This is a genomic window from Rhizobium sp. RU36D, assembly GCF_900176345.1.
In the GTDB taxonomy this organism is placed as follows: domain Bacteria; phylum Pseudomonadota; class Alphaproteobacteria; order Rhizobiales; family Rhizobiaceae; genus Allorhizobium.
On sequence record NZ_FWXU01000001.1, the window covers coordinates 225,940 to 236,296 of the forward strand.

Below are 10,357 nucleotides of genomic sequence, written 5' to 3' on the forward strand. Positions count from 1 at the left end.
CTACATCTTGATGCAGAGGAGGCCGTGCCTCCGCCGGTTCAGCCCAAGCCGAACCGCGAGCAAAAGGGAGACATCGATGCTACTGGAAGCAGCCGATTACGTGGTCATAGGCCTGGTATTGCTGGTCGTCCTGGTCCTTTATGCCGGTATCAAGACCGTGCCGCAGGGGTATCGCTACACCATCGAGCGTTTCGGCCGCTATACGCGGACACTGGAGCCCGGACTGAATTTCATCATCCCCTTCTTTGAACGGATCGGGGCGCGGATGAATGTCATGGAGCAGGTGCTCGACGTTCCAACCCAGGAGGTCATCACCAAGGACAATGCCAGCGTCTCCGCCGATGCCGTCGCCTTCTATCAGGTTCTGAATGCCGCGCAGGCCGCCTATCAGGTGGCCAATCTGGAAAACGCGATCCTGAACCTGACCATGACCAATATCCGCTCTGTCATGGGTTCCATGGATCTCGACGAGCTTCTCTCCAACCGCGAAGTGATCAACGACCGGCTGCTGCGGGTGGTGGACGATGCCGTCGGTCCCTGGGGCATCAAGGTGACCCGCGTCGAGATCAAGGACATCCAGCCCCCGACCGATCTCGTGGACGCCATGGGGCGGCAGATGAAGGCCGAGCGCGAGAAGCGCGCACAGGTGCTGGAAGCGGAAGGATTCCGCAACGCGCAGATCCTGCGGGCCGAAGGCGCCAAGCAATCCGCCATTCTGGAAGCCGAGGGGCAGCGCGAAGCCGCCTATCGCGAAGCCGAGGCGCGCGAGCGCCTGGCGGAAGCAGAGGCGAAGGCCACGAAAATGGTCTCCGAGGCGATCGCCGCCGGCGATATCAATGCGATCAACTACTTCGTTGCCCAGAAATACACCGAGGCGATGGCCTCGATCGGCACGGCCCCCAATTCCAAGATCGTGCTGATGCCGATGGAGGCCTCATCGCTAATCGGCTCGCTGGGCGGTATCGGCGCTATTGCTCGCGAGGTGTTCGGCGATGGCGCGCAGACGCCGCCCCCGCCCCCTCGCCACCGTCCGCCCGCACCTCCCCGCTCTACACCGACGGGCAATCCCTTCATCCAGCCACCCCGCCCGGAGGAATAGCCGATGCTGGCACGCATGGTGACGGAACTCGGTCCCTGGGTGTGGTGGATCCTGGGGCTCGTGCTGCTGGCAGCGGAATTGGCCCTGCCCGGCGTGTTCCTGGTCTGGATCGGCATCGCAGCACTCGCTACCGGCATCCTGTCGCTCGCCTTGTGGGAGGCATCCTATTGGACATGGCAGTTGCAGGTGTTGGTGTTTGCCGCGCTCGCGATCGTCGCCACCTTTCTCGGCAGACGCTACCTCGCCGGCACCAACAACAATGCATCAGACGAACCGCTGTTGAACCAGCGCACCGCCAGCCTTGTCGGCCGCACCGCGACCCTGCAGGAACCGATCGTCAACGGTCGGGGCCGGATCCGGCTCGACGACACATTCTGGCCGGTGAAGGGCGCTGATCTGCCGGTCGGCACCAAAGTGGAGATCGTGGAAGCGGGTGCCGGAGCCCCTCTTTCGGTACGACAGGTGCCGTGACGGATAGCGTCAGGCCACGCCAATCCGCAGGAAATCGTGGAAATGCACGATGCCAACAGGATGGTGCGCATCGTCTACCACGATCAAAGCGCCGATGCCGAGCTTGTTGATCATCGCCGCACCCGTGGTCGCCAGGGCCGAACCCTCGATCACCTTGGGATTGCGGGTCATGATGTCATCGACATTGAGGACGGAGAGATCGCGCGCCAGATTGCGGGCCATATCGCCCTCGGTGACGATGCCGCAAAGGCGTCCGTCACCATCGACCACGCCGACGCAGCCGAACCGCTTGCTGGACAAGACTTTGACCGCATCGGGCATCGACGTGCCCAGGGACACCAGCGGCACCCGATCGCCGGTATGCATGATGTCCTGCACATGGGTGAGGCTCGCGCCCAGCTTTCCGCCGGGATGGAAGGTGCGGAAGTCGTTCGCTGTAAAGCCACGCGCCTCAAGTAGGGCAACCGTCAGCACATCGCCCATGGCAAGCTGCAGCAGGGCAGACGTGGTGGGCGCCAGCCCATGCGGACAGGCCTCCTGTACGTCAGGCAGCAGCAAAACGATATCGGATGCGCGGGCGAGCGCCGATTGCGGACCTGCGGTCAAGGCGATCAGCGGAATGGAGAAGCGCCGGGTGAAATCCACGATCCCCTTGAGCTCTGCCGCTTCGCCGCTCTTGGAAATGGCCAGCACCACGTCGTCGCGCGTGACCATGCCCAGATCGCCGTGATTGGCCTCAACAGGGTGGACAAAAAACGAAGGCGTGCCGGTAGACGCGAAAGACGCGGCGATCTTCGCGCCGATATGGCCGCTCTTGCCCACGCCCGTGACGATCACCCGCCCGGCAATGCCGCCGATCATCGCCACCGCCGCACAGAAGGGACCAGCCAGCGGACCCGCAAGCGCCTCTTCCAGCGCCGCGACGCCGCTTTTCTCGGTGCTCAACGTCCGCAAGGCCGATTCGATCGCGCCCGTCTCAACCAGATTCATCGCTCTCTTGATCATGCGCTGGCTTTAGCGCTTTTGCCTTGGTCTGTCCAGAAAGACGCCACGGCCGCCTTGTGGCAGCATGCCGCGCTCTTGTGCGGCCACACACCTGCCGTCGTCAACCAAACCTTAACCACATCCCTTTACGTTTGGGTAAGCATTTCAGCGTGAAGCGGAACGGACAGCATGGACACCAGGAAGACAGGGATTGCGCCAGCAACGGCCCGACAGCGGCAGCGCGCGTTGTCGCTCGGTCTCTGCGTGGCTGCCCTGTCGCTCCTCTCCTCGACAGCGTCAGCCCAATCGACATCGACGACATCCACAACGAAGCCCCGCACCACCACTTTGCTGCCAACGCAGAGCACAACGAACTCGGCACCGGCCTCGGGCCTGCGTGGCGCTCGCGCGACCACCAGCGGCACGACTGACACCACCGCGGGGACGACGGCAACGACGACCTCCACCGATGCGTCCGAAACTGATGACGCGGCCGCAACAACGGACCCCACCGCGACCGGCAGCCTGCGCCCGGGGGAGGAGCCGCTGGCTCCAGGCGAACTCGACGATACCTCCGATCTCAGGCGTACCAATCTACGCGGCACACCGCTTGACGAGCGCCTGCCGCGTCGCGCCGAGGAAACCGAGACGCCAGGCATCCCCCTCGGCACATTCACGCTGCGTCCCTCGCTGTCGCAGTCGCTGGCAACAGAACAAACACGCAGCGGCGCCACGCGCGAGCGTCGCACCTATACGGAAACGGGTCTGAAAGGCGTGCTGTCCTCAGATTGGTCGCGGCATCAGCTCATCGTAACAGGCGAAGGCAAATGGCAGAGGAACCTGAGCGGCGACAGCGCGACGAAGCCCAGTGCCAGCATCAAGGGCGACCTGCGGCTTGATCTCTCGCGCGACATGATCGCCAGGATTACCGCCGGATACGACTTCAGCCGCGAGGACACCGACGATCCGAATGCCATCTCCGGCGCCAAGCAGCAGTCCGGAATTCACCGCTTTTCCGGCGGCCTGGCGCTAGAGCGGGATCTCGGCATCCTGCGCGGCACGGTCGCTGTCGATGCGGAACGATATCAATATTCGGACGTTCAGTTGACCAACGGCAACGTCCTGTCGCTGAAGGATCGCGACCGGATCTCCGGCACGCTGCGTGGCCGCGTCGGCTATGAAATCTCGCCGGCCCTCATTCCCTTCGTGGAAGCGTCCATCGGCCGCGTCGAATATGACCGCGGGCTTGATACCGCCGGCTATGCCCGCTCCGGTGACATTTATGGCGCCAAGGGCGGCGTGGCCGTCGATCTCGGCGACAAGCTGAAGGGTGAGCTAGGCCTCGGCTACAAGCGGCAGATTTTCGAAGACGGACGGCTGGCCGATCTGGAAGCGGTAGCCGCCGAAGGCACGTTGGCCTGGTCTCCCCAGCGCGGAACCGATATCAGCCTGGGTCTCGCCACGACGCTGGAACCGTCGACCACCGCGGGCGAGAACGGCTACATATCCCGCGCGCTCACGGCCGCCCTGTCGCATCAGCTGCGCACCGACCTGGTTGCGCGCCTGACCGGCTCGACGAAGTGGAACGATTATTCGGGGGCTTCCGCCGCCAATGACAGCACGACCTACGCCACGGGCGCTGGACTGTCTTACGGCCTGAATCGCTATATCGATCTGACCGCAGATCTCGGCTACGAATATACGAGCCGCAAGACGGGGTCCGACACGCAGGTGCTGCGTGCCGGTATCGGTATCACCACCAAACGCTGAAATTACTTCAGCGCGGCGATCATGGCCTTGAGCTGGGCCTCAACCGTCGGCCGGATATCTTCGCGCTCCAGCGCATAGGCGACGTTTGCGAGGATGAAGCCATCCTTGGCACCCGTGTCATAGGTCACGCCGCGGAACGGATAGGCGGTGAAGTCCTGCTGCTTCAGGAGCTTCAGCATGCTGTCCGTCAGCTGGATTTCGTTGCCGGCGCCCCGCTCCTGGGTTTCCAGAAGGTTGAAGATCTCCGGCTGCAGGATGTAGCGACCATTGATGAAATAGTTGGACGGCTGCGTGCCCTTGGCCGGCTTTTCCACCATGGCCGTGATGCGGAAGCCTTCGCCGATCTTGTCGCCGGGGGCAACGATGCCATAGCGATGGGCGAGTTCCGGCGCGCATTCCTCGACGGCGATGATATTGCCGCCCGCCTGGTTATACAGCTCGACCATGCCCTTCAGGCAGCCGCCACCACCGGACATGATCATGTCAGGCAGGAGAACTGCAAAGGGTTCATTGCCGACGATATCACGCGCGCACCAGACCGCATGGCCAAGTCCGAGCGGCTCCTGCTGGCGCGTGAAGCTGGCGGTGCCCGCCTTCGGCAGGATGCCCGCCAAAAGCGTGAGTTCCGCATTCTTATTGCGGCTCTTCAAGGTCTGTTCCAGCTCATACTGGATATCGAAATAGTCTTCGATGACACCCTTGCCACGACCGGTCACGAACACGAAGTGCTCGATGCCCGCTTCCGCGGCCTCGTCCACCACGTATTGGATCACCGGCTTGTCGACCACGGTGAGCATTTCCTTCGGCACGGCCTTGGTGGCCGGCAAGAAGCGGGTGCCAAGGCCCGCCACGGGAAATACGGCTTTACGAAGCTTTTTATTCTCAGTCACACATGCCTCCGGCGCCAAAACGAAAAAATCATTTATTCGTCGATTGAGCGAATTAGTATATAAATACTACTGTTTTGCAAACGGACCACGCTGCGCCGCAACACATCAACACAATGCGAACAAGCATGGTAAAGAATTTGTTGACCAAATCCGCGTAAACTGAGTGAGCACCCTCGTCGTATTGAAGACGAGTGCCTGTAGGTATGAACAGACGGATATGACAGCCAATGATCAAGCACCATGCATGGACCACCCGAGCCGCGGCTCTTTTCCTGACGGTCGCTCTGTTTCCGCTGGATGCCTATGCTGATGCCGGTTTTCAGAAGTGGATTCGCGGCTTCTACGCCACGGCGGCCAAAAGCGGTATTACCGAACAGACCTACAACGCAGCCTTCAAGGGCGTGACCACGCCGGACGCGGAAGTCTTGCGAAAGGCCAATTACCAGCCGGAATTCAAATCGCAGGTCTGGGACTATCTGGACAGCCGGGTGAACCCCTACACGGTCAAGATCGGCCGCGAAATGCTGGCCCGCCATGGCCGCACGCTGGCCGCGATCGAAAGACATTTCGGCGTCGACAAGCATATCCTGCTGGCGATCTGGTCGATGGAATCCAATTACGGCGCGGTTCTGGAAAAGGATGATCGCCTGCATCACGTGCCGACGGCGCTGGCGACCCTTGCCTATGGCGACCCCAAGCGCGCCAAATATGCCCGCACGCAGTTGATTGCCGCCCTGAAGATCCTCCAGAACGGCGATGTCAGCGCCAAGGGCCTGACCGGCTCCTGGGCCGGCGCCATGGGCCATACGCAGTTCATCCCGTCCAGCTATCTGCTGTATGCCTTCGACGCCGATGGCAACGGCCACAAGGATATCTGGAGCTCCATTCCGGACGCACTCGCGACCTCGGCCAACCTGCTGGCGAAAAATGGCTGGCAGACGGGCAAGACCTGGGGCTTTGAGGCCGTCGTACCTGCGGGCGGCAGCAAATATGCCGGCAAGACCATGACGCTGGCCGAATGGCAGAAGCTCGGCTTCAAGCGACCCAACGGCAAGGGTTTTCAGCGGCCGAACGAGCGGGCCGAACTGAAGATGATGGGTGGACCCAACGGTCCCGGCTTCCTGATGACCAAGAACTTCTTCGTCGTCAAGCGCTATAACGCCGCCGACACCTATGCCCTGGGAGTCGGTCTGCTGGCCGACGAGATCGCTGGCTATGGCGGCATGATGCAATCCTGGCCGCGTCCCAATGGAACGCTTGATATCAAGCAGAAATTCGAGCTGCAGCAGCGCATGAGCGCCCTTGGCTACTACAAGGGCGAAATCGACGGCAATTTCGGTTCTGGCTCGAAATCCGCGATCCAGGCGATCCAGCAACGCCTGGGCATGCCGGTCGACGGCAATCCCAGTGTCGACTTGCTGAACGCGCTTCGCAATTGACAAAGGACCGACCTGCCGCCACATCTAGCACATGTCCCCGAAATCACTCGCCGGTTTCGAGATAGGGACATGTGCAAGAAACTGGCGATCGAACCTCACCAGTTTGCGCCATCAGGTTCCATGAATTCAGTCTTGAGGCGGCAGGGATGCCCGGCATGCGCATAAGTCAGAACAGGCTATCTCGGATCGTTCTGGCGATGACCTTGGCGTTTGCCGTGGCCGTGCCCGACAACAGCGCCTTTGCCCAGGAGCGGCAGGAACGCCGCACCTTGCTGCAATTGCTGTTCGGAACTCCAAAACGTGTGGAAGAGCCCCCGCCGCAAAAGCGCACGCCCCGCCGGCGCAAGCCGAGCGCGGAGAGCGTGACGACCATCAATACTCTGACCAACGCCCCGGCCGGCCCGGTGGAGAAGGTCGAGAACGCCCGCAAGGTCCTGGTGATCGGCGATTTTTTTGCCGACGGCATTGCCGATGGTTTGAAAGAGGCATTTGAACAGTCTCCGGGCGTCATTGTCGAAGGTCGCAGCAACGGGTCGTCCGGCCTGGTGCGAGCGGATTACTACGACTGGCAGGCGCAGTTTCCGCTGCTGCTGGATGAGCTGAAACCGGCGGTGGCTATCGTCCAGTTGGGCGCTAATGACCGGCAACAGATGACGGTGGCCGGTGAGAAGGTGGAATTCCGCAGCGAGCCATGGCTGAGGGAATACGAGAACCGCATCATAGCCTTGACCCGGATTGCAGCCGAACGCCGCATTCCGCTGCTCTGGGTCGGCATTCCGCCGTTCCAATCGCCAAAATTGAGCTCTGATGCCATCACCCTCAACGGCATATTCCGCGCCAATGTTGAAAAGGCTGGCGGCGAGTTCATCGATATCTGGGAAGGCTTCGTCGATCAGGACGGACGCTTCGTCGTCACCGGCTCCGATATCAAGGGGCAGCAGGTGCGCCTGCGTGGCTCCGACGGCATCAACATGACGGCGGCCGGCAAGCGCAAGATGGCCTTCTATATCGAGAAATCCGCGCGACGGCATCTAGGAGAAATGGCCAGCCCCGATCTGGTGCGCCTTGATGCCAGCAACCTGCCGGCATTGGTCAGCCTGCCGCCTTCGGAAATGAAGATCATCACCAGCACGCCACCGATCGACGTATCCGATCCGAACCTTGATGGCGGCGGCGCTCTGCTCGGCGGCGCGCCGCTGACCACGATCTCCGCCATTCCCACGGCGCGGGACATGCTGGTCCAGAAGGGTGAGTCTGGCACCGCACCGCCCGGTCGCATTGACGACTATCGCGTGCTGCGAACCGGCACCACGCCATAAACTCTCACACGAAAAAAGAGAGCGGCAGTCCGTCAACGAACTGCCGCTCTCTTTTTGTCGATACTTGGCTCGCCGCGTTACCGCGGCAGGAGGCTCGTTCCCATCAGCGCTTCGTCGATGGCGCGGGCGGCCTGACGGCCTTCGCGAATAGCCCAGACTACCAGCGACTGACCACGGCGGACATCGCCTGCCGTCCAGAGCTTGTCCACCGATGTCTTGTAGGTCTTGTCGTCGGCGACGACATTGGTCGAGCCGCGGCGGTCGGTGTTCAGCGTCAGCTTGCCGTCGAGTTCCTTCAGCACGCTATCCCGGAAGGGACCGGAGAAGCCGATCGCGATGAAGGCGAGATCGGCCTTGATGATGAATTCCGTGCCAGCGATCGGCTTGCGGCGATCATCCACCTGGCAGCACTTGACGCCTGTCAGCACGCCCTCTTCGCCAACAAACTCGAGAGTTCCAACCTGGAACTCACGAACCGCGCCTTCCGCCTGGCTGGAGGAGGTGCGCATCTTGGTGGCCCAGAAAGGCCAGATCGCCAGCTTGTCCTCGGTCTCAGGCGGACGCGGACGAATATCGAGCTGGGTCACCTTGACCGCGCCCTGGCGGAAAGCCGTGCCGACGCAGTCTGACGCGGTATCGCCACCGCCGACGACGACAATGTGCTTGCCGCCGGCCAGGATCGGATCGGACGGCCAGCCGACGCTGTCGATGTTCTCGCGGCCAACGCGACGGTTCTGCTGCACCAGATAGGGCATGGCATCATGAACGCCGTGCAGGTCGACACCGGGAATGCCAGCCTCGCGCGGCGTTTCAGAGCCGCCGCAATAGAGCACGGCATCATGCTCCGAAAGCAACGTTTCTACCGCGATATCGACACCGACATTGACGCCGCAATAGAAGGTGACGCCTTCGCCCTTCATCTGCTCGACGCGACGATCGATGAAGTTCTTCTCCATCTTGAAGTCCGGGATGCCATAGCGCAGCAAGCCGCCGGGCTTGGTCTCGCGCTCATAGACATGCACGTCATGGCCAGCACGCCCGAGCTGCTGGGCAGCCGCCATGCCGGCGGGACCGGAACCGATGATCGCGACCTTCTTGCCGGTATGCACGGTGGCCGGCTGCGGCACGATGAAGCCGAGTTCATAGGCTTTGTCGGCAATCGCCTGTTCGACCGTCTTGATCGCAACCGGCGTGTCCTCGAGGTTCAGCGTGCAGGCCTCTTCGCAGGGAGCCGGACAGACGCGACCGGTGAATTCCGGGAAGTTGTTGGTCGAATGCAGGTTGCGGATCGCCTCTTCCCACTTGTTGTTGTAGACGAGGTCGTTCCAGTCCGGGATCTGGTTATGCACCGGGCAACCCGTCGGACCGTGGCAATAGGGAATGCCGCAATCCATGCAGCGCGCCGCCTGCTTGGTCACCTCGGCATCCGACATCGGGATAGTGAATTCGCGGAAATGGCGAATGCGGTCGGAGGCCGGCTGGTACTTGGCCACCTGCCGATCGATTTCCATGAAACCTGTAACCTTGCCCATGTCTTACCCTTTCAAAACGGCAGGCCCAAAGGCCTCCAATACCAGTAGGCGAGGCCGATAATCGCCCCCAGCACGATGAACTCCACTCGAACCGAGCGGCTGACCAGGTCGACAGCAACAGGAACTGCCGTTCCCAGCGTCATGGACACGGGGACAGGCATTTCGTCCATCATGCCTGATCTCCACCGCTATGTAGCCAGTTCTCGATCTTCAGTCCCGGAACCCGGGAGAACTCTCTTTCATTGTCCGTCACAAGCACCGCGTCCTGGGCAAGCGCATGAGCCGCAATCAGCATATCCATGTCACCGATCGGCTGCCCACTCCTGCTCAGACTGTTTCTGAGAGAGGCGTAGTGCACATCGGCCGGTGCTTCCCATGGCAGGACCTCGAATTGGGCCAACACTGTTTCAATCAAACGTGTCAGACGTTCGGAGCCCTTCTTAGCTGCGCCGTATCTCAGTTCGGCCGCCACGATCAGGCTGGTTCTCAACTCGCCATCCTTAAGCGCTGCCACTCTTCTCGCAGTCTGACCCTCCGGATTTCGAATGAATTCAGAAATGGCGTTAGTGTCGAATAAGTAACTCATTTGGGAAGATCCAGATCAATTTCCCTAACTGGCAAATCCTCGATCTGCAGAAAATCCCGATCAAGTGGTTCCGCCTGCCTGAGCCAATCGATCAATCCGCCCGGCGAAAGCCTCTGCCTCGCGGGCTGAATGGTTATGACACCATCGACCTCTTGACGGATAACAACTTCATCACCCGTGAGATCGAAGTCGCTCGGTATCCGAACAGCCCGGCTTCTCCCGTTCATGAATATCTTCGCTTTTCGCTCCTTTGGCATAGAAAACATC

The 10,357-nt window shown here is 61.3% G+C and carries 11 protein-coding genes; 5 read left to right on the plus strand and 6 right to left on the minus strand.

Annotated elements, in window-relative coordinates; genetic code table 11:
• The first annotated feature begins 76 nt into the window (after positions 1-76).
• A complete protein-coding gene (locus tag B9A97_RS01160; RefSeq protein ID WP_084363135.1) occupies positions 77-1,099 on the plus strand; it encodes an SPFH domain-containing protein in 1,023 nt (340 codons plus the stop codon).
• A 3-nt stretch (positions 1,100-1,102) separates the two neighbouring features.
• Positions 1,103-1,570 (plus strand): NfeD family protein, encoded by a 468-nt coding sequence (locus B9A97_RS01165; protein WP_084363136.1) that lies wholly within the window; start codon positions 1,103-1,105, stop codon positions 1,568-1,570.
• A 9-nt stretch (positions 1,571-1,579) separates the two neighbouring features.
• On the opposite strand, the gene B9A97_RS01170 is transcribed toward B9A97_RS01165, so the two are convergent.
• Complete coding sequence (locus B9A97_RS01170; protein ID WP_084363137.1) at positions 1,580-2,575, minus strand: KpsF/GutQ family sugar-phosphate isomerase; 996 nt, start codon at positions 2,573-2,575, stop codon at positions 1,580-1,582.
• Positions 2,576-2,743: 168 nt separating this feature from the next.
• On the opposite strand from B9A97_RS01170, the gene B9A97_RS01175 reads away from it, so the two are divergent.
• Positions 2,744-4,324 carry an outer membrane beta-barrel protein gene (locus B9A97_RS01175; RefSeq protein WP_084363138.1) on the plus strand — a complete coding sequence of 527 codons (1,581 nt, stop codon included), beginning with the start codon at positions 2,744-2,746 and terminating at the stop codon, positions 4,322-4,324.
• 2 nt (positions 4,325-4,326) lie between these two features.
• On the opposite strand, the gene galU is transcribed toward B9A97_RS01175, so the two are convergent.
• Positions 4,327-5,214, minus strand: a complete 888-nt coding sequence (gene galU / locus B9A97_RS01180; RefSeq protein ID WP_084363139.1) for a UTP--glucose-1-phosphate uridylyltransferase GalU — start codon at positions 5,212-5,214, stop codon at positions 4,327-4,329.
• A gap of 227 nt (positions 5,215-5,441) precedes the next feature.
• Between galU and B9A97_RS01185 the strand changes: the two genes are divergently transcribed.
• On the plus strand, positions 5,442-6,653 hold the full coding sequence (locus B9A97_RS01185; protein WP_084363140.1) for a lytic murein transglycosylase: 1,212 nt from the start codon (positions 5,442-5,444) through the stop codon (positions 6,651-6,653).
• Positions 6,654-6,808: 155 nt separating this feature from the next.
• Entirely contained in the window at positions 6,809-7,972 is a 1,164-nt protein-coding gene (locus B9A97_RS01190) for an SGNH/GDSL hydrolase family protein (RefSeq protein WP_084363476.1), read from the plus strand.
• A 77-nt stretch (positions 7,973-8,049) separates the two neighbouring features.
• Here the strand turns inward: B9A97_RS01190 and B9A97_RS01195 are convergent, their stop codons facing one another.
• The 4 genes from B9A97_RS01195 to B9A97_RS01205 are packed head-to-tail and all read right to left on the minus strand — an operon-like array spanning position 8,050 to position 10,356.
• Complete coding sequence (locus B9A97_RS01195) at positions 8,050-9,504, minus strand: glutamate synthase subunit beta (protein ID WP_084363141.1); 1,455 nt, start codon at positions 9,502-9,504, stop codon at positions 8,050-8,052.
• A gap of 11 nt (positions 9,505-9,515) precedes the next feature.
• A complete protein-coding gene (locus B9A97_RS29685; protein WP_179145180.1) occupies positions 9,516-9,677 on the minus strand; it encodes a hypothetical protein in 162 nt (53 codons plus the stop codon).
• Positions 9,674-10,090 (minus strand): type II toxin-antitoxin system VapC family toxin, encoded by a 417-nt coding sequence (locus tag B9A97_RS01200; protein WP_084363142.1) that lies wholly within the window; start codon positions 10,088-10,090, stop codon positions 9,674-9,676. The genes B9A97_RS29685 and B9A97_RS01200 overlap by 4 nt, the downstream gene beginning before the upstream one ends.
• Positions 10,087-10,356, minus strand: a complete 270-nt coding sequence (locus B9A97_RS01205) for an antitoxin (protein WP_244564078.1) — start codon at positions 10,354-10,356, stop codon at positions 10,087-10,089. The genes B9A97_RS01200 and B9A97_RS01205 overlap by 4 nt, the downstream gene beginning before the upstream one ends.
• Between the last annotated feature and the right edge of the window lies 1 nt (position 10,357).

Bases quoted from the DNA above. Each gene is read 5' to 3' on its own strand.
- B9A97_RS01160 (WP_084363135.1), top strand. From the start codon at position 77: ATGCTACTGGAAGCAGCCGATTACGTGGTCATAGGCCTGGTATTGCTG.
- B9A97_RS01165 (WP_084363136.1), top strand. From the start codon at position 1,103: ATGCTGGCACGCATGGTGACGGAACTCGGTCCCTGGGTGTGGTGGATC.
- B9A97_RS01170 (WP_084363137.1), bottom strand. From the start codon at position 2,575: ATGATCAAGAGAGCGATGAATCTGGTTGAGACGGGCGCGATCGAATCG.
- B9A97_RS01175 (WP_084363138.1), top strand. From the start codon at position 2,744: ATGGACACCAGGAAGACAGGGATTGCGCCAGCAACGGCCCGACAGCGG.
- B9A97_RS01185 (WP_084363140.1), top strand. From the start codon at position 5,442: ATGATCAAGCACCATGCATGGACCACCCGAGCCGCGGCTCTTTTCCTG.
- B9A97_RS01190 (WP_084363476.1), top strand. From the start codon at position 6,809: ATGCGCATAAGTCAGAACAGGCTATCTCGGATCGTTCTGGCGATGACC.
- B9A97_RS01195 (WP_084363141.1), bottom strand. From the start codon at position 9,504: ATGGGCAAGGTTACAGGTTTCATGGAAATCGATCGGCAGGTGGCCAAG.
- B9A97_RS29685 (WP_179145180.1), bottom strand. From the start codon at position 9,677: ATGATGGACGAAATGCCTGTCCCCGTGTCCATGACGCTGGGAACGGCA.
- B9A97_RS01200 (WP_084363142.1), bottom strand. From the start codon at position 10,090: ATGAGTTACTTATTCGACACTAACGCCATTTCTGAATTCATTCGAAAT.
- B9A97_RS01205 (WP_244564078.1), bottom strand. From the start codon at position 10,356: ATGTTTTCTATGCCAAAGGAGCGAAAAGCGAAGATATTCATGAACGGG.